We start from the raw sequence: 23,587 nt of genomic DNA on the forward strand, positions 1-23,587 counted from the left end.
TATTCCGAAGGTGAGTGACGGCGGAGCAGGCAGGCCGGACCTCCTCCGCAGATTTGATGTCGGGATGCTCCCGCATCATCGTGGCGACATGGTTCAGCCGCCCAGCACCGACATGTGGCGGGAGAGCGTCGGCCGCCCGCGCTCGATGCTGAAATCGTGCCCGCGCGGCTTCGCTTCGATGGCGGCGGAGATCGCCGCCCGGAGTGCATCGTCGGCCTCGGAACCGCGCAGGGCCTGCCGGAGATCGGCCTGATCCTCCTGGCCGAGGCAAGTATAGAGCGTGCCCGTCGCACTGACGCGCACGCGGTTGCAGCTTTCGCAGAAATTGTGGCTCATCGGCGTGATGAAACCGATCCGGCCGCCGGTTTCGGCGACGCGCGCATAGCGGGCGGGACCTCCCGTCCGCTCGGCCGTATCCTCGAGCGTCCAGCGCGTGCCGATCAGCCGCCGCAACTCCGTCAGAGGCAGATACTGATCGGTGCGATCCGCTCCGATCTCCCCGAGCGGCATGGTCTCGATCAGCGTGAGGTCCATCCCCCGGCCATGCGCGAAGGCGATCAGATCATGGATCTCGTGCTCGGTGACGGACTTCAGCGCGACGGCGTTGAGCTTGATCCGCAGCCCCGCCTCCTGGGCCGCCCGCAGTCCGTCCATGACGACGCCGAGCGTGCCGCGGCGCGTGATGGCGCGGAACCTGACGGGATCGAGCGTGTCGAGCGAAACATTGACCCGGCGCACGCCGAGCCGCGCCAAGGCATCGGCATGCCGCGCGAGAAGCGTTCCGTTGGTCGTCAGCGTCAACTCGCGAAGGGCGCCCGTCCGCAGATGTCGTGACAGCCCTTCGAACAGACTCATGACGCCTTTGCGGACGAGGGGCTCGCCGCCCGTGATCCGGATCTTCGACACGCCCCGATCGACGAAGGCAGAGGCGAGCCGGTCCAGTTCCTCGACACTGAGAAGCTCGCCTCGCGGCACGAAGGTCATGTCCTCCGACATGCAGTAGATGCAGCGCAGATCGCACCGATCCGTGACCGATAGACGGAGATAGGTGATATGGCGGCCGAACCGATCTCGAAGAGCACAGGCCATCAGCTTCCGTTCCCGAACCTGAGAGGGTCGAAGGGAATCGCTTCCACCAGCATTCCGGCGCAAAGCGGCGTCTCCCGACCGGGCAGGATCGCAACCGCGTCGGAATCGACCATGGGCATCAGACGATGGGAGCCCTCCCGGCCGCTTCGACGGGCCGTGAGCCTGTCGCCTGCGATCGAAAGGCGAACGGGGACGAGTTCGGTCCTGTCCGACCTTGGATGGCAATGAAAGGCCGCTTCAGCGGTCAATCGCGATGCCGGGACGCGGCCCTGTAGCGCCGCCATCATCGGCCGCACGAACGCGAGCGCACAGAATGCGGCAGCCTGGGGATTCCCCGGCAGCCCGACGAAACAGGCCGTGCCGATTTGGCCGAGCGAGAGCGGCTTGCCGGGCTTCATCGCGACCTTGTCGATCTCGAGGCGTCCGCCCGCCTGGACGAGAGCCTCCCGGACATGGTCCTTCTCCCCGACCGACATTCCGGCGCTCGTGAGCAGGAGGTCGACCGACCCGGCAAGCGCCTCGATCGACCGCGTGAGCCCGGCGAGGTCATCGCGGCTCCTCGTCGCCACGATCTCGATGCCGGGCGCCGTCAGGAGAGCGGAGAGCATGGGGCTGTTGGAATCGTAGATGGCACCCGGCATCAGCCCCTCGCCGGGCCTGCGAAGCTCGGAGCCCGTCGCGAGAATGCCGATTCGGATCGGAGCCATCACCGACACCCGTTCGACGCCGAGAGCGGTCAGAAGCGCGATGTCGCTCCAGCGAAGTTCCCGCCCCGCCCGCAGGATCTCGACGCCCTGCCTGACATCCTCCCCGGCCCGGCGGATATGGGTGCCGGGCCTAGCGTCGCCTCCGATCCGAACGAGATCGCCGCGTCGCAGCACCTGCTCCTGCATCACCACCGTGTCGGCCCCATCGGGCAGCGCGGCGCCGGTTCTCACGCGATGGGCACTTTGGGGGACGAGAGACGTCGGTGGGTCCCCGCTCTCCGTCAGCCCCGAGACGGGCAGCAGCAAGGGCGATGACGGGGCGCTTGCGCCGAGCGCGACCGCATAACCGTCCATCGCGGCCTGATCGAAGCGCGGCAGGGAGCACGGGGCCTGGATGGACTGCGCCAGGATCCGCCCGCCCGCGGCGGCAACCGGCACGGTCTCGACCCGGCCGGTCGGAGCAGCCAGGGCGAGGGCGACGCGGCACGCCGTGTCGAAGGACGCAAGCTGCCTTGGTCCTTCGAAACAGCGGCCCTTCGGATCGGCCTTCGCCATCAGGCGCTCCCCGCTTCGGGAAGGGCCTTGTGGAGCACGGCGCGGATGGCGGCCAATCCGGGATCCCCGGCGCGGCTCATGATGCCGATGAGCTGCACCCAGTGGTCGTCGGATGCCGTCTCGAGGAAGCCGCGAACGGTCGCGGCGACCTGGCTGGCCTCGCTCTGTCCGGCGGCCGAGGCTGCGGATGAAAGCCGTTCCGCGAGGACCGGATCGTCAAGAGCCGCGATCAGGGCGGCGGCCGCGTTCGGATCGTCGAGAGTCTCGATCAGCCGGCCGAGCGTCAGCGCCGTCATTGCATCAGCGGGGATCGAGCCCCCTCCAGGACGATGCCGCGAATGTCCGCTCGACCGATCAGGATGGTGATGAACTGCTTGGTCGCCTGACGCCGCACATGGTCGTCGAGATGGCCACGAATGCGCTCCCTCACCGCTTCGAAGGGGAGCCCGCGCCCATCGATGCGGCGGTTCATGCGGATGACGTGGACACCGTAGCGCGTCTCGACCGGCTCCGAGATCGCGCCGGCGGCGAGCGAGGCCAGGGCCTCTTCGAATTCGGGCGTCGTGTCGCCAGGACCGATCTGGCCGAGGCTGCCGCCGACCGCGGCGGACGGGCAGTCCGAATGAGTTCGCGCGAGATCGGCGAAGCGCTCGGGCGCTCCGGCAAGAGCCACGGCGAAGTCCGCCGCCCGGGCACGCGCGGCGGCGAAGGCGGCCGGGTCGTCGCGCCTGGCCGCGACGAGGATATGGTCGGCCTCGTAGAGCGGCGGCGTGACGAAGCGGCTGCGGTTGTTGTCGTAGAACCGGCGGAGCGTGTCCTCGTCCGCTTCCGGAAGGCGGACCTCCTGCTCGAGCAGGCTGCGGACGAGGGCATCCTCCTGGGTCTCGATCCGGCCCTCGTCATCGGCCTGCGGCTCGGGGGAGAGATTCAGCCGGCGGGCTTCCTGGAGCAGGAGCTCGCGGATGACGAGGCCGCGCGTCGCCGCCCTCCAGCCTTCGCCCGGATTGGCGGCGGGGAAGTTCTGGACCTCGGCCGCGATCGCCTTGCGGGAGATCGCGACGCCGTTGACCGTGACCGGCGGCATCGCCACCCGCTCGGGCGAGGGCTCGGTCGGCACGGGCGCGGGCCCGTGCTCGTGAGGATGCGCGGCCGGCGCGCGCTTTGCGGCATGATCGACGACGAAGGTGGCCATGGCTCACTCCGCGGGCTGGCGCTTCGGATAGACGGGACGCGGCATGCCGACCGGTCGACGGTCCGCGAAACGCGTGCGCACGACCTGATAGCCAGGCCGGGCCAGATACCAGACCGGCGCACTCCAGACGTGGACGAGGCGCGTGAACGGGAAGACGAGGAAGATCGTCATGCCGAGGAGAAGATGCGCCTTGAAGATCGGATGCACGTCCGCGACATAGGCGGCGGCCAAGGGCTGCAGCGTCAGGATGCCCTGCGCCCAGTTCATGAACTTGACCATCTCGTGGCCGTCCATGTGCCCCAGCGACACGACGATCGTGGAAAGCCCGAGGACAAGCTGCAGCCACAGGATGAGCAGGATGGCCGTGTCGCCGAAGCTCGAGGTCGCGCGGATGCGCGGATCGAGCAGGCGGCGATGGGCGAGCAGCGAGATGCCGACGAAGCAGACGATCCCGGCGACGCCGCCGACGACGATCGCGAGGCCCTGCTTGAAGCCGTGGCCGATGCCGAGCGCGTCGAACACCCAGATCGGCGTCAGGAGGCCGACGCAATGGCCGGCGAAGATCAGGAGGATGCCGACATGGAACAGGTTCGAGCCCCAGCGGAGCTGCCGCCGCCGCAGGAGCTGAGAGGAACCCGTCTTCCAGGTGTATTGCTCGCGGTCGAAGCGCAGGAGGCTCCCGAGCAGGAAGACCGTGAGGCACAGATACGGATACCAGCCGAACAGGACGCTGTTCATTGTCGCTGACATGGTTCGATCTCCTTCTATGCCCTGGCCTGACGGACGTCGCGGCGGCCGGCGCGCACCTGCATCCGCAGGCGATCGATCGAGCACCCGTCCAGGGCCTCGCCGGGGCCGAAGGTCACGGCCGTTTCCTCCCACTCCGCATCGAGCGCCGCGAGGTCCGACAGCTCCGGCTCAGCGACCGGCTCGACGGCCCGGGCCGCCGTCTTGCGCCCGGCGATCCCGATGAGCGCGGTCAGGACCGCGACGTAGGGCGAACGGCGCTGGTCCAGCCGCTCCTCCAGCGCCGTCAGAATGTCGACCGTGTCGCCGAGGAGAGCCTTGGCCTCGTCGAAGGGCCGCGTGGACAGGTATTCGAGGAATAGCGGCAGATAGTCGGGCAGCTCGTTCGCCGACAGCATCAGCCCGCCGCGCTCGTAGAGGGCTGCCAGGTCGACCATGGCCTGGCCCCGGTCGCGGCTCTCGCCGTGAACGTGCTCGAAGAGATGCAGCGACAGGCGCCGCGTCTTGTCGAACAGTTCGACGTAGCGCTCCTGCGCGGCGAACAGATCGTCCTCCTCGAAGGAGGCCAGGAGGCGGTCCATCACCGAGCCTGGCGCGGCGTCGATTATCGCCTCTGCCCGGAACGCGTCCCGGATCTCCCCCGTCGCCGCGAGCAGGTTCTCGTCAGGGTAGGAGAGCAGTGCCGACAGGCCCTTGAAGCTCCGTGCCATCACGCGATCTCCATCGGATTGCTGGGTTTCCGGGCCGGACGGGTCGCAAAGAGGTTCGTATCCGTCTCTCCGCCCGAACAACCGTTGCCGAAGGAGAAGCCGCAGGAACCGCGCAGGTCGTAGGCGTCCTCGGTCCATTCGCGATGCGCCGTCGGGATCACGAAACGGTCCTCGTAATTGGCGATCGCCATGACGTGGTACATGTCCTCGACCGCGGCCCCGCTGAGGCCGACCTTGGCGGCGATGCGCTCGTCGATGCGCCCGTCCACCGTCTTGGCCCTCATGTAGCTCCGCATGGCGAGCATGCGCTCCAGCGCGAGAGCGACGGGCTCCTCCTTGCCCGCGGTCAGAAGGTTCGCGAGATAGCGCAGCGGGATGCGGAGCGAGCGGACGTCCGGCATGTCGCCGTCGACCCCCATCTTGCCCGCCGCGGCGGCCGATTGGATCGGCGAGAGCGGCGGCACGTACCAGACCATCGGCAGGGTGCGGTATTCGGGATGGAGGGGGAAGGCGACCTTCCACTCCATCGCCATCTTCCAGACCGGCGAATGCCGCGCGGCCTCGAGCCACGCCTCGGGCACCCCGTCCGCCCGCGCTTGGGCGATGACGGCCGGATCGTTCGGATCCAGGAAGATGTCGAGCTGGGCCTGATAGAGGTCCTGCTCGTCGGGCGTCGCGGCCGCCGCCTCGATCCGATCGGCGTCATAGAGAAGAACGCCGAGATAGCGGATGCGCCCGACGCAGGTCTCCGAGCAGACCGTGGGCTGGCCGGCCTCGATGCGGGGATAGCAGAAGATGCACTTCTCCGACTTACCCGACGACCAGTTGTAATAGATCTTCTTGTAGGGGCAGCCCGAGACGCACATCCGCCAGCCCCGGCACTTGTCCTGGTCGATGAGAACGATGCCGTCCTCTTCCCGCTTGTAGATCGCGCCCGACGGACAGACGGCGACGCAGGCCGGGTTGAGGCAATGCTCGCACAGCCTCGGAAGATACATCATGAAGGTGTTTTCGAACTGCCCGTAGATGTCCTTCTGGACTCCCTCGAAATTGGCGTCGGCCGAGCGCTTCTCGAACTCTCCGCCCAGGATCTCCTCCCAGTTCGGCCCCCATTCGATCTTCTCGATCCGCTCGCCGCTGACGAGCGAACGCGGGCGCGCCGTCGGAACCGCCTTCGATTCCTTCGCATTGTGCAGATGCTCGTAATCGAAGGTGAACGGCTCGTAATAGTCGTCGATCTCCGGCAAGTCGGGATTGGCGAAGATATTGGCGAGGATGCGCCACTTGGCGCCCATCTTCGGCTCGATCTTCCCGTTTTTCTTGCGCTTCCAGCCGCCATTCCAGCGCTTCTGGTTCTCCCAGTCGCGCGGATAGCCGATGCCGGGCTTCGTCTCGACGTTGTTGAACCAAGCGTATTCGACGCCTTCGCGGTTGGTCCAGACGTTCTTGCAGGTGACGGAGCAGGTGTGGCACCCGATGCATTTATCGAGGTTCAGCACCATGCCGATCTGAGCACGGATCTTCATTCTGCGGCCTCCCTGGGGGCGAAGTCTTTGGCGGGGCCTTCGAGCCAATCGACATGGCTCATCTTGCGAACGACGATGAATTCGTCGCGGTTCGACCCGACGGTTCCGTAGTAGTTGAAGCCGTAGGATTGCTGCGCGTAGCCGCCGATCATGTGCGTCGGCTTCAGAACCGTGCGCGTGACCGAGTTGTGGATGCCGCCGCGATGGCCGGTCATCTCCGAACCCGGCGTGTTCACGATCTTCTCCTGGGCATGATACATGAGCATCATCCCCGGCTTGATCCGCTGCGAGACGACGGCCCGGGCCGTCAGCGCACCGTTGGCGTTGAAGACCTCGACCCAGTCGTTATCGACGATCTCGGCCGATTTCGCGTCCGTTTCCGAAATCCAGACGACCGGGCCGCCGCGATTGAGCGTCAGCATCAGAAGATTGTCCGTATAGGTCGAGTGAATTCCCCACTTCTGGTGGGGTGTGATGAAGTTGAGCACGATCTCCTTGTTGCCGTTGGGCTTGGTGCCCTTGACGACGGGGACCGTCTTCAGGTCGACGGGCGGCTTCCAGGTGACGAAGCCTTCGCCGAAGGCCCGCATCCAGAGGTGGTCCTGGTAGAGCTGCTGGCGCCCCGTGAGCGTCCGCCAGGGGATCAGCTCGTGAACGTTGGTGTAGCAGGCGTTGTAGCAGACCGTCTCGCTTTCGATCCCCGACCAGGTCGGCGAGGAGATGATCTTGCGCGGCTGCGCCTGGATGTCCCGGAAGCGGATCTTCTCGTCCTCCTTGGGAAGCGCGAGGTGGACATGCTCGCGACCCGTGGCCTTGGAGAGCGCCTCCCAGGCCTTGACCGCGACCTCGCCGTTGGTCTCCGGCGCGAGCATGAGGATCACCTCGGTCGCGTCGATGTCGGTCTCGATCTTCGGCAGCCCCTTCGCGGGACCGCTCGGCTGCACGCCGTTCAGGGCGGCGAGCGCGTCGACCTCGTGCTGGGTCTTCCAGGAGATGCCCTTCCCGCCATTGCCGATCTCCGACATCAGCGGCCCGAGCGCGGTGAAGCGCGCATACAGGTTCGGATAGTCGCGCGTGACGGCCGCGACGGCCGGCATCGTCAGGCCAGGGATGGGCTCGGCCTCGCCGCGCTTCCAGTCGACGACGTCGAAGGGCTGCGCGATCTCGCCCGGCGTATCGTGCTGGATCGGCGTCAGGACGACGTCGGTCTCGACGCCCAGCACCTCCGGCGCGACCTCGGAGAAGACGCGGGCGAGGCCCTTGTAGATGTCCCAGTCCGAGCGCGCCTCCCAGGCCGGATCCACCGCCGCGGAGAGCGGGTGGATGAAGGGGTGCATGTCGGATGTATTGAGGTCGTTCTTCTCGTACCACGTCGCCGTCGGCAGCACGATGTCCGAGTAGACGCATGTTGTCGACATGCGGAAATCGAGCGTGACGAGAAGGTCGAGTTTTCCCTGAGGCGCCTCGTCGTGCCAGACGACCTCCTTGTTCAGCACCGCACCTTCGTCGCCGAGATCCTTGCCCATCACGCCATGCGTCGTGCCGAGAAGGTGCTTCAGGAAGTATTCGTGACCCTTGCCCGAGGATCCCAGCAGGTTCGAGCGCCAGACGAACATGTTGCGCGGCCAGTTGGCCGGGTCGTCCGGGTCGTGGCACGAGAGCTCGACCTCCCCGGACTTCAAACCCTTCGCGACATAGTCCTTCGGCGAAAGCCCGGCCGCCTCGGCAAGGCGCGCGATGTCGAGCGGGTTCTGCCTGAGCTGCGGAGCGGATGGCAGCCAACCCATGCGCTCGGCGCGCACGTTGTAATCGATCAGGCTCTGGTTCCAGTCGCCCTCCGGCGCGGTCGGCGAGATGATCTCGGCCGCCGTCAAGGTCTCGTAGCGCCACTGGTCGGTATGGGCGTAGAAGAACGATGTCGAATTCTGATGGCGCGGCGGGCGGGACCAATCGAGCGCGAAGGCGAGCGGCGTCCAGCCGGTCTGGGGTCGCAGCTTCTCCTGACCCACGTAATGGGACCAGCCGCCGCCCGACTGGCCGATCGCGCCGCAGAAGACGAGGAGGTTGATCACCCCTCGATACCCCATATCCATGTGGTACCAGTGGTTCATGCCGGCGCCGATGATGATCATCGAACGGCCGTTGGTCTTTTCGGCATTGGTCGCGAATTCGCGCGCCACGGTGATGGTCGCATCGCGCTTGACGCCGGTCACGCGCTCCGCCCAGGCCGGCGTGAAGGGCACGTCGTCGTCGTAGGACGAGGCGACATTTTCTCCGCCGAAACCGCGGTCGAGGCCGTAATTGGCCATCAGGAGATCGCCGGCCGTCGCGACCTTGATCACCGTGCCGTCGGCCAGTTCCAGGGAGCGGACCGGGACGTTGCGGGTCAGGATCTCGCCGTGCTCGGTCGCGACGAAATGCTCGGTCGCGCGCTGCCCGAAATACGGGAAGTCGACCGCGGCGATCTCCGCGCCCTCCCCCGCGAGCGTCAGCTTCAGGCGGACGTCTCGCCCCTGACCGTCCTTCTCCTCGAGGTTCCACTTGGCGCTCTCGCCCCAGCGGTAGCCGACCGAGCCGAGCGGGGCGACGAGGTCGCCGGTCACTTCGTCGATCGCGACCGTCTTCCATTCCGTGTTGTTGGTCTCGCCGAGGCCTCCCGGCAGTTCCGAGGCCCGCAGCAGCCGCTCGGGGACGAACCGACCATCCCTCTCCGTGAGCCGCACCAGGAAGGGCATGTCGGTGTAGCGCCGCGCATAATCCTCGAAATAGGGCACCTGCCGGTCGAGGTAGTATTCGCGCAGGATGACGTGGCCCATGGCGAGAGCCAGGGCGGCGTCGGTGCCCTGTTTCGGGTTGAGCCAGATGTCGGCGAACTTGGTCGCCTCGGCATAATCGGGGCTGACGACGGCACTCTTCGTGCCCTTGTAGCGGACCTCGGTGTAGAAATGCGCGTCCGGCGTGCGGGTCTGAGGGACGTTCGAGCCCCAGAGGATCAGGAAGCCGGCATTGTACCAATCGGCGCTTTCGGGGACGTCGGTCTGCTCGCCCCAGGTCTGCGGCGAGGCCGGCGGCAGGTCGCAATACCAGTCGTAGAACGACATGCAGACGCCGCCGAGGAGCGACAGGTAGCGCGAGCCTGCCGCATACGAGACCATCGACATGGCGGGGATCGGCGAGAAGCCGATGACGCGGTCGGGACCGTGGGCCTTGACGGTATGGGCGTTCGCCGCCGCGATGATCTCGTAGGCCTCGTCCCAGGTCACGCGGACGAAGCCGCCATGGCCGCGGATCGACGTGTAGGACTTGCGCTTGGTCTCGTCGGAGGCGATCGAGGCCCAGGCGGCGACGGGCGGCAGGACGGCGCGTGCCGCCCGCCAAAGCTTCAGGAGCCGGCCGCGGATCATCGGGTATTTCACCCGTGCGCCCGAATAGAGGTACCAGCTGTAGGAGGCCCCGCGCGAGCATCCGCGGGGCTCGTGGTTCGGCAGGTCCGGGCGCGTGCGGGGATAGTCCGTCTGCTGGGTCTCCCAGGTGACGATGCCGCCCTTGACGTAGATCTTCCAGGAGCACGAGCCGGTGCAGTTCACGCCGTGCGTCGACCGCACGATCTTGTCGTGCTGCCAGCGCTTGCGATAGCCCTCCTCCCAGGAGCGGTCCTCGTTCGTGACGACGCCATGTCCGTCCGAGAAGCTGTCGACGTTCTTCCGGAAGAAGGTCAGGCGGTCGAGAAAATGCGACATGGCTCTCGGTCCTCGATTATTCGGCATGAGCGGGCCGGGCCGGGAGGCCGCGACCGTGCTCGACGTCGTGGAGAAGGCCGCCCTTGCGGGCGTAGACGATCCAGGTGATCGCGAGGCAGCTCACGTAGAAGGCGAGGAAGGCCCACAAGGCCGTCTCGACGCTTCCGGTGAGGGCGATCGAGGAGCCGAAGCTCTTCGGGATGAAGAAGGCGCCAAAGGCGGCGATGGCCGACGTGAAGCCGGTGATGGCGGCCGCTTCCTTTTCCGCCTGCCTGCGGCGGGTCTCCGGATCCGCCTGCGGCATCAGCCGCTCCATTTCTTTCGCGCTGATCGCCGGGATCATCTGGAAGGTCGAGGCGTTGCCGACGCCGGTCGCGAAGAAGAGGAGCAGGAAGGAGCCGAAGAAGCCCCAGAACGCGCCGGGCTGGTCCTTCAGCCCGATGAACCACAGGATGCCGGCGACACCCGCCATCATCAGCACGAAGACGCCGAGCGTGACGCGCGCGCCGCCGTAGCGATCGGCGATCCAGCCCGTGCCCGAGCGTGACAGCGCGCCGACCAGCGGGCCGAGGAACGCGTATTGCAGCGCGTTGACCTCGGGGAACAGCATGGCCGCGAGCAGCGGGAAACCCGCCGAATAGCCGATGAAGGACCCGAAGGTGCCGGTATAGAGCCAGCACATGATCCAGTTGTGCCGGCGCTGGAAGATCACCGCCTGCTCGCGGAACGAGGCCTTGGCATCGGCGATGTCGTTCATGCCGAACCAGGATGCGAAGGCCGAGAGCGCGATGAAGGGCACGAAGAAGAAGCCGGCATTCTGCAGCCAGAGGGGCGCCGGACCGGACGGCGTCTTCACCGCCGCCGGGTCGCCGCCGAGGGCGCCGAAGATGCCGGCCGTGACGACGAGCGGCACCACGAACTGCACGACGCTGACGCCCAGATTGCCGAGACCGGCATTCAGCGCGAGCGCGTTGCCCTTCTCGCGCTTCGGGAAGAAGAACGAGATGTTGGCCATGGAAGAGGCGAAGTTGCCGCCGCCGAAACCGCAGAGCAGTGCCAGGATCAGGAACACGACATAGGGCGTGTCCGGATTCTGGACCGCATAGCCGATGCCGAGCGCCGGGATGATCAGCGACCAGGTCGTCAGCGTCGTCCAGAGACGGCCGCCGAAGATCGGCACCATGAAGGAATAGAAGATCCGGAGCGTCGCGCCCGAGATGCCCGGCAATGCGGCGAGCCAGAAGAGCTGGTCGGTCGTGAACCGGTAGCCGACGAGCGGCAGCTTGGCGACAACCACCGACCAGACTTGCCAGACCGCGAAGGAGAGGAGCAGGGCCGGGATCGAGAGCCAGAGATTGCGGCGCGCGATGGCGCGTCCGGTCCGATCCCAGAAGGTCGCGTCCTCGGGCCGCCAGTCGGCGAGGACGCCGCCCTTCGCGACCGCGGCCGCCTCGACGTCCGGCATGCCCTGCATCTCGGGCAGGGGCGGAAGGGCCGCGAGCGCGGGCCCGGAGGCCTCCTTCTCCATCTGCCGGATGGCGATGTGCATCCAGACCAGCGCCACCGCGGCGATGACGAAGAGCAGCATGAAGCAGCTCGTCCACAGACCCGTCAGATCGGCGAGAACGCCGAAGAGCAGCGGCAGGACGAAGCCGCCGAGTCCGCCGATCATGCCGACGAGCCCACCGACGGAGCCGACATTGTTCGGGTAATAGACGGGGATGTGCTTGTAGACGGCCGCCTTGCCGAGGGCCATGAAGAAGCCGAGGACGAAGACCGCGACCGTGAAGCCGGCGACGCCCATCTCCATGTGGAAGGCGATCGGCCCGTTCGCTCCCCGCACGACGTAGTCGGTCGGCGGATAGGACAGGACGAAGGTCGCCGCGACGGAGACCAGCAGCGTCCAGTACATCACCCGCCGCGCGCCGTAGACGTCCGACAGATGACCGCCATAGGCCCTGAAGATGCTGGCCGGCACCGAAAAGAAGGCGGCGATCATGCCGGCTGCCTGGATGTTCAGGCCATAGACCTTGACGAGGTACTGCGGCAGCCACAGCGCCAGCGCCACGAAGGCCCCGAAGACGAAGAAGTAGTAGAGCGAGAAACGCCAGACCTGAATGTTCTTCAGGGGTTCGAGTTCGAGCCATGCGCTCGCCGGCCGGATGCCGAGGCGCCGCCGCTCGACGAGCACCGGATCGTCGCGCGTCGTCGCGTAGAAGACGACCGCCATGACGACGAGCGCCGCCGCCCAGAGCTGGGCGACCATCTGCCAGCCAGAGGCGACGAGGACGAAGGGCGCGAGAAACTTGGTGACGGCCGAGCCGACATTCCCGGCCCCGAAGATGCCGAGCGCGAGCCCCTGCTTCCGCGGCGGGTACCAGCGCGAAACGTAGGCGACGCCGACCGAGAACGACCCGCCGGCGATGCCGACGCCGAGGGCGGCGAGCAGGAATTGCGGATAGGTACCCGCGAAGGTGAGGAGGTAGGTCGCGAGCGCGGCGGCCAGCATCGTGAGGGTGAGGACGAGGCGGCCGCCATAGAGGTCGGCCCAGACGCCGAGCGCGACGCGGATCAACGATCCCGTCAGGATCGGCGTCCCGACGAGGAGCCCGAACTGGGTGTCCGTCAGGCCGAGATCCTGCCGGATACGGATGCCGATGATCGAGAAGATCGTCCACACCGCGAAGCAGACCGTGAACGCGACCGTGCTCATGCCAAGCATCTGGCTGGCTTTGGGGTTGTCGGTCGTCTGCATCGGTCGCTGCCCTTCGGCGAGGGATCCTGCGAGAGCGAAAGGCTCCGGGACGACGCGGAAGTAGACCGGTTCCAGATTGCGATCGTTGATTTCGATCAAATCAAAATTTGATAATAATCACATCATAGGGTGAGGCCGCAGCGCAGCGAGGAGACGTCGGTTGCCCAAGAGGACGATGCCAGAGAGCGAAGTCGCGAATCTGCCGATTTTCCGGAACCTGTCGGCCAGGCGACGTGCGGACCTGCTCGCGGATGCGGTCCAGCATGGCGTCTCGTCCGGAACGATGCTCTTCGAACAGGGCGAGGTGCCGAATTTCCAGTTGCTGGTGCTGTCGGGATCGGCCCACTTGTTCGGCCGGTCCGCCGAGGGGCGCGAGGTCCTGATCGAGGTTGTGCGTGCCCCCGATCTCATCATTCCCGCCGCCGTGGCGACCGGTGCGCCCTATCTGATGCGGGCGCGCGTGCCGGAGCCCTCGCGGCTGTTGATGATCCGCGCGGCGACCTTCCGCGAAGCCGTCGCGGCCGATCCGGTGCTGGCGCAGGCCGTGATCGGCAGCCTCGCGCAGCAGTTTCGCCGCATGGTGCGGCAGGTCAAGAACCTGAAGCTGCGCTCGTCGACGGAACGCGTCGGCTGCTACATCCTCGCGCTCGCCGCCCGGCAGGGCACGCTGGACAGAGCCGCGTTGCCCTATGAGAAATCGCTGATTGCGTCCGAACTGGGCATGACCCGTGAGTCGTTCTCACGCTCTTTGAGCAACCTCGAGGAGGGAATCGAGGTCCAGGGCTCGACAATTCTCATTCGGGATGCCGCAGCCCTGATCAGAATCTGCCGCCCCGATCAACTCATAGACGGCGACATCTACAACCTTGCGCCTCGAGGAGCGAAAACTCCCGTATCGGGCCTGCCCCGCCCGATCGAGCGACCGCCCGGGCACTGACCCCTGACGTCCTTCAGGCCGCAGTCGTCACGACTGACCTGCCGTGAGTTTGTAAATCGGCGTGCGATTTTTGGACGCCGATCAGGGGTCAATGTTCGACGCCGTTTGACACTGAGTTTCGCTCATCATGAGCCGATCTACGGTGCTCGGCTTCAGAAGATCATGGGTGCGATCACGTTCGTCGGAGCGGTTCGAGACGACGAACCCTGACCCTGACGGTATCCTGGCCAAGATGCTCGCCCCTCACATGCCTGGGCTCCGTAACAGCGCGCAGGCGCTGGACACGATGATCGCCACATTCACCGTTCCTCCCCCGTCTGCCGGATCCGCTTAAGGATCGAGAAGCACGGCTCTCAGTCGAGTCTCGGGCCTCCTCGACTTGCGCTTTCGTCGTCCCGAGTGGCGCGCCCCGACTTTCGCCTCTGCCCGGCAGCGTCTGAAAGAAATCCCGACCATGGACGGCCCGACGAGGCCCCAAGTCGTCGCTTCGTCGTGTGCCCGCTCAAGCCACACAGAGCCTCGGCAGCGGCCATTCCGCCGCCGCTGGGCGGGGAGCGAGGGCGAAAGCCGAAAGGCCGGTCACCTGACCCTGCTCACAGATGCATCGGAACCGAATTCGCGCATGCGCGAAAAAAACCCGCGAATGGAAGCGAGGCCGGTCCGCGGGTTTGGGGCTCCCTGGACTTTCGACCACCCCCCACCCTGTTACGCGCCCGGTAGACCTTGGATTGGACGGCGCTGGACGGCACAGCCACCGGGCTAAGCAGCTGATCTATAAGGGCCGTGGACGGCTTGGACGGCCTTCTCTCTTTTCCTGAATGATAAAAGAGGAATCAGAAGGGGAGCTGCCAGCCCTTGTGCTTACCCGGTGCTTACCGGAGTTGGCGGTACTGGCAGCCGGCGCGAGGCTCTTCTGCCAATTCTTCAACGATTTCAGTAGGATAAATGGCGCGCCCGAAAGGATTCGAACCTCTGACCCCCAGATTCGTAGTCTGGTGCTCTATCCAGCTGAGCTACGGGCGCCTGTCCGCGAGAGGCTGAGCAATCGCGGCGAGGGCGTCGAGATAGAGCCTCGTTCGCCGCTTGGCAAGCCTTTCGATGGGAGATCGCACGCTTCTTTCGAGCCGCGTCGCATTTTCCGGGATGCCGGCCTCTTGGGCACGAAGGCTGCTTGCGCATGCGCGCTGGACCGGCGCGCTGTTCCGCGCCTTATGGTTCCCATCGATCGCAAGGGTTTGGAGAGTCCGTCCGTGAACATGCTGCGCGTGAATGGCGACCGGCTGTGGTCGTCTCTGACCGAGATGGGCGGGATCGGCGGGACGCCCGGAGGCGGCTGCCGGCGCCTGGCGCTGTCGGAGGAGGAGCGGCAGGCGCGCGACCTCTTCTGCCGGTGGGCGCGCGAGGCGGGCTGCGAGGTGACGGTCGACGCCATCGGCAACATCTTCGCGCGGCGCGAGGGGACGGATCCGGACGCTTCGCCCGTCGCCATGGGCAGCCATCTCGACACCGTCCCGACCGGCGGCCGCTTCGACGGCGCCTACGGGGTCCTGGCCGGGCTCGAGGCGCTGCGCCGCCTGGACGACCTGGGCCTTCGGACGCGCCGTCCGATCGAACTGGTCTCGTGGACCAACGAGGAGGGCGCCCGCTTCTCGCCCATGACGATGGGCTCCTCGGTCTTCACGGGCGCCATGACGCTCGATTTCGCGCTGTCGCGGCGGGACCCGGCGGGCCTCGGCGTCGGGGAGGCGCTGCAGCAGATCGGCTATGCCGGCGACGCGCCGGTCGGAGGGCGCTCCTTCGCCTCCTATTTCGAGGTTCATATCGAGCAGGGCCCTCTGCTGAAGGAGGGCGGCGAGCAGATCGGGATCGTCACCGGCTCGTTCAAGGCGCGCTATTTCGTGGCGACGATCAAGGGCGAGCCGGCCCATGTCGGGCCGACGCCGATGACGGATCGCCGCGATGCCATGGTGGGGGCGGCCGCCCTGACGCTCGAGATCGACCGCATCGGCCGGGCGCATGGCCGTGACGGGCGTTCGAACGCGCCCTATCTCGAACTCGACCCCAATGTCCGCGGCGTCATCCCCCAGGAGGTGCGGCTCAGCTGCGACGTGCGCCATTCCGATCCCGACACCGCGCTCGCGATGGAGGAGGAATTGCGCGACGCCTGCCGCCGGATCGCGGGCGAGCGCAACCTGTCGATCGATCTCGACCAATATTTCGAGTTCGGCCCGATCCGCTGCGATCGCGCGACGAGCGCGATCGTCCGCGACGCGGCGAGCGAACTCGGCTTCTCGCATCGCGACATCCTGACGGTGGCAAGCCACGATGCGGTGCCGATGATGGATCACTGCCCGTCGGCGCTGTTCTTCATCCCGAGCGAGACCGGGATCAGCCACAGCGAGAAGGAATACAGCACGCCCGAGCAATGCCGCGACGGCGCCGACGTGCTGCTCAACGCCGTGCTGCGGGCGGCCGCCTGACGCTGCGTGCCGGACGGCCGATCCGCTCCGCTCCCGGTACGGTGTCTTACGTCCGCTGCGTATCCGATCTATCGATGGAGCCGACCTGTCCTGCGCCTTGCTCGAGGAGGAAACGGATCATGCGGGCCTTTATGATCGCGCTGCTCTGCGTGGCGGCATCGGCATCCACGATGGCCCTGGCGCCGGCCTGGGCGGCGGACACGCTCGCCCGCGCCCGGGAGACAGGCACCCTCCGGCTGGGCTTCCGTGCCGATGCGCCTCCCTATTCCTATCGGGGCGTCGACGGCACGCCGTCGGGCTATATCGTGGATCTCTGCCGCGAGGTGGCCTCGGGCGTTGAGAAGTCGCTGAAGGTTCAGCCGCTCAAGATCGAGTACGTCGAGGTCTCGTCCACCACCCGGCTGACGTCGCTGCGGGACGGGAAGATTGACATCCTCTGCGATCCGACATCGATGACGATGTCGCGCCGGACGATGGTCGACTTCTCGTTGCCGACCTTCATCGACGGGGCCGGTGTCCTGCACCGCGTGAACGAGTTCTACAGGCTCGAAGACTTGCGCGGCAAGAAGATCGGCGTGCTTCAGGGGACGACGACCGAGGAAGTGCTCAAAGGCACCTTGGGTCAGTTCGGGATCAAGGCCGAGATCGTCCCGGTCCAGGCGCATCCGGATGGCGTGAGAAGCCTGTCCGCGGGGAGGATCGACGCCTATTTCGCCGATCGCGGCATCCTCAACTACCACCTCCTCAACGGCCGCCACGCGACCGCGCTGAAGCTCTCCGACCAGTACTACACCTTCGAGACCTATGCCCTCGCCCTGCCGCGCGGCGACGACAAGCTGCGCCTGCTCGTCGACGCGACGCTGGCCGAACTCTATCGCACCGACCGCGTGAAGACGATCTATGCGCGGAACTTCGGAAGCTTCCCGCCCGATCAGTTCATCCGGGCGCTCTTCGTGATCAACGGCGTCCCGAAATAGCCGGGACGCCGCAGGCGCAAGCCGTCAGGCCGATCTGCGCTGGCCGTCATGTTGGCCTTCGGCGAATTCCTCGACGAGCTTGGCGCAGAAGGCCGTCAGGTCCTTCGGGGTCCGGCTGGTCACGAGCCCCTCGTCGACGACGACCTCCTTGTCGACCCAGGCCCCGCCCGCATTCTCGATGTCGGTGCGCACGCTCGGGAACGACGTCAGCGTCCGGCCCTCGACGACATCCGCTTCCACGAGCAGCCAGGGGCCGTGGCAGATCGCGCCGACGGGCTTGCCCTGTTCGAAGAAGCTCCTGACGAAGTCGACGACCGGCCCGCTGGCGCGAAGCTTGTCGGATCCGACCGTGCCCCCCGGCACGATCAGCCCGTCGAACGATGCGGCCGAGGCCTGGTCGATCGAAAGGTCCACCCTTTGGCTGGAGCCGGGGTCGAGGTCGCTCGTGTTCGTCTCCGCCTGGCCGGCCTCCAGGCCGATGACCTTGACCGACGCTCCCGCCTTCTCCACGGCCGCCTTGGGCTCGACGAATTCCGATTCCTCGGTGCCGCGCGGGGCGATCAGGATGGCGATCGTCTTGCCTTGCAATGTCATGCGAACACTCCTCGAAAGGATCACGGGGTTGTTCGGCGAACGGCTCGCTCCGGTGCCGAGTTCCGACCCTGTCCCCGCCGAGACGAATCCTCGCAGGGCAAGATCGAGATCGGTCAGACGTTCTCGGGTAGTCCGCCGATGAGCTTGTCGAGCGTGATCGGATAGTGGCGAACGCGGGTCCCGGACGCGTTGTAGATCGCGTTCGCCACCGCCGCTCCGACGCCGCAGATGCCGAGCTCGCCAACCCCCTTCGCCTTCATGGGCGAGGACATCGGGTCGGCCTCGTCGAGGAAGACGACCTCCTGGTGGGGGATGTCGGCATGGACGGGCACCTCGTAGCCGGCAAGGTCGTGATTGACGAAGAAGCCGCGGCGCTTGTCGACCGCAAGCTCTTCCATCAAGGCGGCACCGACGCCCATCGTCATCGCGCCGATCACCTGGCTGCGGGCCGATTTGGGATTGAGGATGCGCCCGGCGGCGCAGACGGCGAGCATCCGCCTGACCCGCACCTCCGCCGTGAAGGCATCGACGCCCACCTCGACGAAATGGGCGGCGAAGGTCGATTGCTGGTGCGTCTTGGCGAGGTCGCCGTATTCGATCGAATCCTCGCCCGTGAGAGCGCCCGAGGCCGCGGCCTGGGCGAGAGGCACGCTGCGGTTGCCGCTCCGGACCTCGCCCTCCGCGAAGACCGTGTCGGACGAGTTGAAGCCGAGCCGCTGGGCGACGGCCTCGCGCAGCTTGACGCAGGCCGCATAGACGCCGGCGGTGGAGTTGTTCGCGCCCCACTGGCCGCCCGAGCCGGCCGAAACCGGGAAGCTCGAATCCCCCAGCCGAACGATCACGCTCTCCAGCGGCACGCCCATCATCTCCGCCGCCGTCTGCGCGACGATCGTGTAGGTGCCGGTGCCGATATCGGTCATGTCGGTCTCGACCGTGACCATGCCGTCCTCGCCCAGCCGGACGCGGGCACCTGATGTCGCCAGGAGATTGTTCCGGAACCCGGCGGCCATGCCCATCCCGACGAGCCAGCGGCCTTCCCGGACCTGCCGCGGATGCGGCCGCCGCCTGTCCCAGCCGAAGCGCTCGGCGCCGATGCGGTAGCATTCGACGAGCTGCCGCTGCGAGAACGGTCGCTTCGGATTCTCGGGGTCGACCTCCGTCTCGTTGAGCGTCCGGAACGCGATGGGATCGAGGCCGAGCGTCTCGGCCATCTCGTCCATCGCGAGTTCCAGCGCCATCATGCCGGGCGCCTCGCCCGGCGCCCGCATGGCGTTGCCCTCCGGCAGGTGGAGCACCGCGAGCCGGGTCGCCGTCATCCGGTTCTCGCCGGCATAGATCAGGCGCGTCTGGTTGACGGCAGTCTCGGGCGCCCCTCCGGGCAGGTCGCCGGACCAACCCTCGTGGCCGATCGCCGTGATCCTGCCCTCCGCCGACGCGCCGATCCGGATCCGCTGGATCGTGGCCGGGCGGTGGGTCGTGTTGTTGAAGGTGTAGGGGCGCGGCAGGGCGACCTTGACCGGGCGCCCCGAGGCCCGCGCGCCGAGGGCCGCGAGCAGGGCATCGGCACGCACGAAGAGCTTGGAGCCGAAGCCGCCGCCGACGAAGGGAGAGATCAGGCGGACCTTGTCCTTCCCGATGCCGAGCGTGCGCGCGACATCCGCCTTGCCCCACGCGATCATCTGGTTCGAGGTCCAGAGGGTGAGCTTGTCGCCCTCCCAGGCCGCAAGGGTCGCATGCGGCTCCATCATCGCATGCGCCTGGTCCGGCGTCGTGTAGGTCTGATCGAGGCGCGCATGCGCCGAGGCGAACGCCCCAGCGAAATCGCCGACGCTCGTATCGGGCGGGCCGCCGAAATCGCTCGCCTCGGGCTTCTCCGCGGAATCCCGGGCGGCAGCGAGATCGAAGCTGCCCGCCTCCTCGGCGTAATCCACGGCGATCAGCGCGGCGGCGGCACGGGCCTGTTCGAAGGTCTCCGCCACCACGACGGCGATCGCCTGGTGGTAATGCTCGATCTCGGGCCCGCCGAGCAGCTTGGCGGTGTTGAAGTTGCCCTTGACCAGCTTGCCCGCATTCTCGGCCGTGACGATCGTGAGGACGCCCGGCGCCCGGCGCGCCGCCGCGAGGTCCATCGCGGTGATGCGGCCTTTCGCGATCGTCGCGCCGACAGGGTAGCCATAGGCCTGGTTCGCGACGACGTCGTGCTGCTCGTAGGCGTAGCGGGCGAGCCCAGTCGTCTTCAGCGGACCGTCGATGCGGTCCGTCGGCTGGCCGATGACCTTGAGCTGGTCGATCGGGTTGGTGGTGGCGGGTGTGTCGAATCGCATCGCTCAGCCCCTCGCCTCGTGCAGCACCGCGCCGAGCGTGCGCTCGACGAGCGACAGCTTGAACGCGTTGTCGTGGGTCGTCTTGGCGCCCGCGAGGAGCGCCGCGGAGGCGGCCTTCGCTCCGCGCGGCAATTCGGCCTCGGCGGCCTGCATCCGCCAGGGCTTCGGCGCGATCCCGCCGACGGCGAAGCGGCCTTCACCATGGCGTCCGATCACGGCGGCGACGGAGACGAGGGCGAAGGCATAGGACGCGCGGTCGCGGACCTTGCGATAGATGTGCCGGCCGCCCGCCGGCTTCGGCAGCGTCACGGCCGTGATCAGCTCGCCCTGCTCGAGGGCGTTCTCGACATGCGGCGTCTCGCCGGGGAGGCGATGGAATTCGGCGATCGGGATGGTCCGCGCCGCGCCGTCCGGCTTCACCGTTTCGATTGCGGCATCGAGGACGCGCATGGCGACGGCCATGTCGGACGGGTTCGTGGCGATGCAGGCCTCGCTCGTGCCCATCACCGCGAGATGGCGGCTGAAGCCTCCGATGGCGGAGCAGCCCGAGCCCGGCTTGCGCTTGTTGCAGGGTTGGGCCGTGTCGTAGAAATACGGGCAGCGGGTGCGCTGCAGGAGATTGCCTGCCGTCGTCGCGCGGTTGCGCAGCTGGCCCGACGCTCCGGCGAGAAGGGCGCGCGACAGCACCCCGTAATCCCGGCGGATGCGGGGATCGGCCGCGAGGTCGGTGTTCCGGACGAGAGCGCCGATGCGAAGGCCGCCTTCGGGCGTCGGCTCGATCGTGTCGAGATTCAATCCGTTCACGTCGATCAGGTGGCCGGGGGTCTCGATCTCGAGCTTCATCAGGTCGAGAAGGTTCGTGCCGCCGGCGATGAATTTTGCCTTCGCCTGGCGCGCGGCGGCGGCAGCGGCCTCGGCGGGGGAGGCGGCGCGTTCGTAGGTGAAGGACCTCATCCCTGCCTCCCCGCAGCATCCGTCATGCCCGCGGCATCCGCCATGGCGTCGACGATGTTGGAATAGGCGCCGCAGCGGCAGATGTTGCCGCTCATGCGTTCGCGGATCTCGTCCGCCGACAGCGCGACGGGCGACGTCAGGTCGGCCGTGACGTGGCTCGGGATGCCGGCCTTGATCTCGTCGAGGACGGCGACGCCGGAACAGATCTGTCCGGGCGTGCAATAGCCGCATTGATAGCCGTCGTGCCGGACGAAGGCGGCCTGCATCGGATGCAGGTTCTCGGGAGTGCCGAGGCCTTCGATGGTGGTGATCGCGGCGCCGTCATGCATCACGGCGAGCGTCAGGCAGGAATTGATCCGACGCCCGTCGAGCAGCACCGTGCAGGCGCCGCATTGGCCGTGGTCGCAACCCTTCTTGGTGCCGGTGAGGTGGAGATGCTCCCGCAAGGCGTCGAGCAGCGTCGTCCGCGTGTCGAGGTCGAGTTCGCGCCGTTGCCCGTTCACCACCAAGGCGACTGGGAAGGCCGCCCCGTTCGGAGTGCCCTTCCGGGCTTCCTGGGCGCGTGCCGGAGGGGCGGCGGTGCCTGCCACGACGCAGGCCCCGCCACCGGCGACGACCTCGCGCCGCGTCGACGCGAGAGAGCCGGGTTCTGGCATGTGCGATCTCCGCTTCGGATACGGTCGGATGCTCGGCGGACACGGCCTCGGCGAGCCACCTCTGCGATGGCGGATCCGGCGACGGCGTCGGCCTCTTTCGATGAGAAGAAGTCTAGAATGGCTCTATTGTTCCTGATGCGCGGCGATGCCGAAGAGCGCGGGCGCACCTGAAATCCGGAGGCTCGGTGGACATCTCCCGCCGGGGGACGGCTTGGCGGCGGTGCGGCTTCGGCCTATGCCCTTCGCCATGAGCACGCCCGCGAGCACGCCCGCCCCCACGATCAGCTTCGACGATTTCCTCAAGGTCGACATCCGGCTCGGCCGCATCGTCTCGGCGGAGGCCTTCCCGGAGGCGCGCAAGCCGGCCTACCGGCTGATGATCGATCTCGGTCCGGAGATCGGCGTGAAGAAATCCTCGGCCCAGATCACGCGGCACTACACGCTCGAGGATCTGCCCGGCCGGCTGGTCCTCTGCGTCGTCAACTTCCCCCCGCGCCAGATCGGCCCGGTGCGGTCCGAGGTGCTGACCCTCGGCGTGCCCGACGAGGACGGCGAGGTCGTGCTCCTCAGCCCCACGCGCGACGCGCCTCTCGGCGGCCGGATGTTCTGATCGCCTCCCGGCCCGCGCTTCGGCGGCGCCGAGTTCGGGGGATCGCGCCGGCCCTCGCTTGCCGGCCCTCGCATCCTGACGGCAGAGGGCTCGGCCGGCCGGTCTTCCGCGCCATGCCGGGCTGCCGTAAGACTCCGAAAAAGGGAGGATGCGGCAGAGATGGCGATCGATCGTGACACCCTGCTCGCCTGGGAATTCCCCGAGGTCGTCCAGAGCTTCGATCACCGCGATTCGATCCTCTATGCGCTCGGGCTCGGCATCGGGAGCGACCCGCTCGACCGCGCACAGCTTCGCTTCGTCTACGAGGACGGCCTGCGGGCGCTGCCCACGATGGGCGTGATCCTGGGCTATCCCGGATTCTGGCTGAGCGATCCGAGGACAGGAGCCGACTGGAAGCGGCTGCTCCATGGCGAACAGGATATCGAGATCGTGAAGCCGCTGCCGGCGCAAGGCAGGGTCGTCGGCCGGACCCGCGTCGTGGACGTGATCGACAAGGGCGCCGGGAAGGGGGCGCTCGTGCTCAGCGAGCGGACGCTTCACGACAAGGACAGCGGCGATCTCTTCTGCCGCATGGCCTCGACGACCTTCCTGCGGGGCGACGGCGGCTTCGGCGGCCCCAGCGGCCCGACCAAGGCTCCGCATCCGATCCCGGACCGGAAGCCGGACCTCGAGGTGGCGACGCCGACCCTGCCGCAGGCGGCGCTGATCTATCGGCTCTCGGGCGACTGGAACCCGCTCCATGCCGATCCGGATGTCGCGAAGGCGGGCGGGTTCGATCGGCCGATCCTGCACGGCCTGTGCACCTTCGGCATCGCCGGCTACGCGGTGCTCACGGGTGCGGCGGATGGAGATCCCGATCGCCTCGCGAGCCTCGCCGTCCGCTTCTCGGCGCCCGTCATGCCCGGCGAGACGATCGTCACGGAGATCTGGCACGAGGATGACGGGGTTCTGGCCTTCCGCTCCCGCGTGCGGGAGCGCGGCCTCGTCGTCCTGAACAACGGCCGCGCCGCGTTGCGGTAGCGCTTTCGGATCTG

Annotated in this window: 18 protein-coding genes and 1 tRNA gene; 5 read left to right on the plus strand and 14 right to left on the minus strand. The window is 67.3% G+C overall.

Annotation, left to right across the window (positions count from 1 at the left end; genetic code table 11):
• Nucleotides 1-93: 93 nt before the first annotated feature.
• The 9 genes from moaA to EV668_RS14045 are packed head-to-tail and all read right to left on the minus strand — an operon-like array spanning nucleotide 94 to nucleotide 12,988.
• Nucleotides 94-1,089 carry a GTP 3',8-cyclase MoaA gene (gene moaA, locus EV668_RS14005; RefSeq protein WP_133771036.1) on the minus strand — a complete coding sequence of 332 codons (996 nt, stop codon included), beginning with the start codon at nucleotides 1,087-1,089 and terminating at the stop codon, nucleotides 94-96.
• Complete coding sequence (locus EV668_RS14010; RefSeq protein ID WP_133771038.1) at nucleotides 1,089-2,351, minus strand: molybdopterin molybdotransferase MoeA; 1,263 nt, start codon at nucleotides 2,349-2,351, stop codon at nucleotides 1,089-1,091. Before EV668_RS14010 ends, moaA begins: the two co-directional genes overlap by 1 nt.
• Nucleotides 2,351-2,647 carry a hypothetical protein gene (locus EV668_RS14015; protein WP_133771040.1) on the minus strand — a complete coding sequence of 99 codons (297 nt, stop codon included), beginning with the start codon at nucleotides 2,645-2,647 and terminating at the stop codon, nucleotides 2,351-2,353. The genes EV668_RS14010 and EV668_RS14015 overlap by 1 nt, the downstream gene beginning before the upstream one ends.
• Complete coding sequence (locus tag EV668_RS14020) at nucleotides 2,644-3,543, minus strand: peptidylprolyl isomerase (RefSeq protein WP_133771041.1); 900 nt, start codon at nucleotides 3,541-3,543, stop codon at nucleotides 2,644-2,646. Before EV668_RS14020 ends, EV668_RS14015 begins: the two co-directional genes overlap by 4 nt.
• A gap of 3 nt (nucleotides 3,544-3,546) precedes the next feature.
• A complete protein-coding gene (gene narI, locus EV668_RS14025; protein ID WP_133771043.1) occupies nucleotides 3,547-4,293 on the minus strand; it encodes a respiratory nitrate reductase subunit gamma in 747 nt (248 codons plus the stop codon).
• A gap of 14 nt (nucleotides 4,294-4,307) precedes the next feature.
• Nucleotides 4,308-5,000, minus strand: a complete 693-nt coding sequence (gene narJ / locus EV668_RS14030) for a nitrate reductase molybdenum cofactor assembly chaperone (RefSeq protein WP_133771045.1) — start codon at nucleotides 4,998-5,000, stop codon at nucleotides 4,308-4,310.
• The gene (narH, locus tag EV668_RS14035) at nucleotides 5,000-6,526 is read right to left on the minus strand and encodes a nitrate reductase subunit beta (protein WP_133771047.1); all 1,527 of its coding nucleotides are present in this window, start codon (nucleotides 6,524-6,526) and stop codon (nucleotides 5,000-5,002) included. The genes narJ and narH overlap by 1 nt, the downstream gene beginning before the upstream one ends.
• Complete coding sequence (locus EV668_RS14040) at nucleotides 6,523-10,266, minus strand: nitrate reductase subunit alpha (RefSeq protein WP_133771049.1); 3,744 nt, start codon at nucleotides 10,264-10,266, stop codon at nucleotides 6,523-6,525. Before EV668_RS14040 ends, narH begins: the two co-directional genes overlap by 4 nt.
• A gap of 16 nt (nucleotides 10,267-10,282) precedes the next feature.
• The gene (locus EV668_RS14045; protein WP_425359631.1) at nucleotides 10,283-12,988 is read right to left on the minus strand and encodes a nitrate/nitrite transporter; all 2,706 of its coding nucleotides are present in this window, start codon (nucleotides 12,986-12,988) and stop codon (nucleotides 10,283-10,285) included.
• Between the two features lie 208 nt (nucleotides 12,989-13,196).
• On the opposite strand from EV668_RS14045, the gene EV668_RS14050 reads away from it, so the two are divergent.
• Complete coding sequence (locus EV668_RS14050) at nucleotides 13,197-13,958, plus strand: cyclic nucleotide-binding domain-containing protein (RefSeq protein ID WP_133772035.1); 762 nt, start codon at nucleotides 13,197-13,199, stop codon at nucleotides 13,956-13,958.
• 946 nt (nucleotides 13,959-14,904) lie between these two features.
• On the opposite strand, the gene EV668_RS14055 is transcribed toward EV668_RS14050, so the two are convergent.
• A tRNA-Arg gene (locus tag EV668_RS14055) sits at nucleotides 14,905-14,981 on the minus strand.
• Nucleotides 14,982-15,214: 233 nt separating this feature from the next.
• Here EV668_RS14055 and EV668_RS14060 point away from each other — a divergent pair.
• Together EV668_RS14060 and EV668_RS14065 are read left to right on the plus strand one after the other, a co-directional pair.
• On the plus strand, nucleotides 15,215-16,438 hold the full coding sequence (locus EV668_RS14060; RefSeq protein ID WP_245513260.1) for a Zn-dependent hydrolase: 1,224 nt from the start codon (nucleotides 15,215-15,217) through the stop codon (nucleotides 16,436-16,438).
• A gap of 119 nt (nucleotides 16,439-16,557) precedes the next feature.
• Nucleotides 16,558-17,415 carry an amino acid ABC transporter substrate-binding protein gene (locus EV668_RS14065; protein ID WP_166652466.1) on the plus strand — a complete coding sequence of 286 codons (858 nt, stop codon included), beginning with the start codon at nucleotides 16,558-16,560 and terminating at the stop codon, nucleotides 17,413-17,415.
• Between the two features lie 24 nt (nucleotides 17,416-17,439).
• On the opposite strand, the gene EV668_RS14070 is transcribed toward EV668_RS14065, so the two are convergent.
• The 4 genes from EV668_RS14070 to paoA form a co-directional block, all read right to left on the minus strand.
• Nucleotides 17,440-18,009, minus strand: a complete 570-nt coding sequence (locus EV668_RS14070; protein WP_133771057.1) for a type 1 glutamine amidotransferase domain-containing protein — start codon at nucleotides 18,007-18,009, stop codon at nucleotides 17,440-17,442.
• A gap of 113 nt (nucleotides 18,010-18,122) precedes the next feature.
• On the minus strand, nucleotides 18,123-20,333 hold the full coding sequence (paoC, locus tag EV668_RS14075) for an aldehyde oxidoreductase molybdenum-binding subunit PaoC (RefSeq protein WP_133771059.1): 2,211 nt from the start codon (nucleotides 20,331-20,333) through the stop codon (nucleotides 18,123-18,125).
• Nucleotides 20,334-20,336: 3 nt separating this feature from the next.
• Nucleotides 20,337-21,287 (minus strand): FAD binding domain-containing protein, encoded by a 951-nt coding sequence (locus EV668_RS14080; protein WP_133771061.1) that lies wholly within the window; start codon nucleotides 21,285-21,287, stop codon nucleotides 20,337-20,339.
• On the minus strand, nucleotides 21,284-21,943 hold the full coding sequence (gene paoA, locus EV668_RS14085) for an aldehyde dehydrogenase iron-sulfur subunit PaoA (protein ID WP_133771063.1): 660 nt from the start codon (nucleotides 21,941-21,943) through the stop codon (nucleotides 21,284-21,286). Before paoA ends, EV668_RS14080 begins: the two co-directional genes overlap by 4 nt.
• Nucleotides 21,944-22,190: 247 nt before the next feature.
• On the opposite strand from paoA, the gene EV668_RS14090 reads away from it, so the two are divergent.
• Nucleotides 22,191-22,553, plus strand: coding sequence for a tRNA-binding protein (locus tag EV668_RS14090; RefSeq protein WP_208111541.1), 363 nt, complete (start codon nucleotides 22,191-22,193; stop codon nucleotides 22,551-22,553).
• Nucleotides 22,554-22,712: 159 nt separating this feature from the next.
• Nucleotides 22,713-23,573 (plus strand): MaoC/PaaZ C-terminal domain-containing protein, encoded by an 861-nt coding sequence (locus EV668_RS14095; protein WP_133771065.1) that lies wholly within the window; start codon nucleotides 22,713-22,715, stop codon nucleotides 23,571-23,573.
• The last annotated feature ends 14 nt before the right edge of the window (nucleotides 23,574-23,587 follow it).

The organism is Enterovirga rhinocerotis (genome assembly GCF_004363955.1).
Classification (GTDB): domain Bacteria; phylum Pseudomonadota; class Alphaproteobacteria; order Rhizobiales; family Beijerinckiaceae; genus Enterovirga; species Enterovirga rhinocerotis.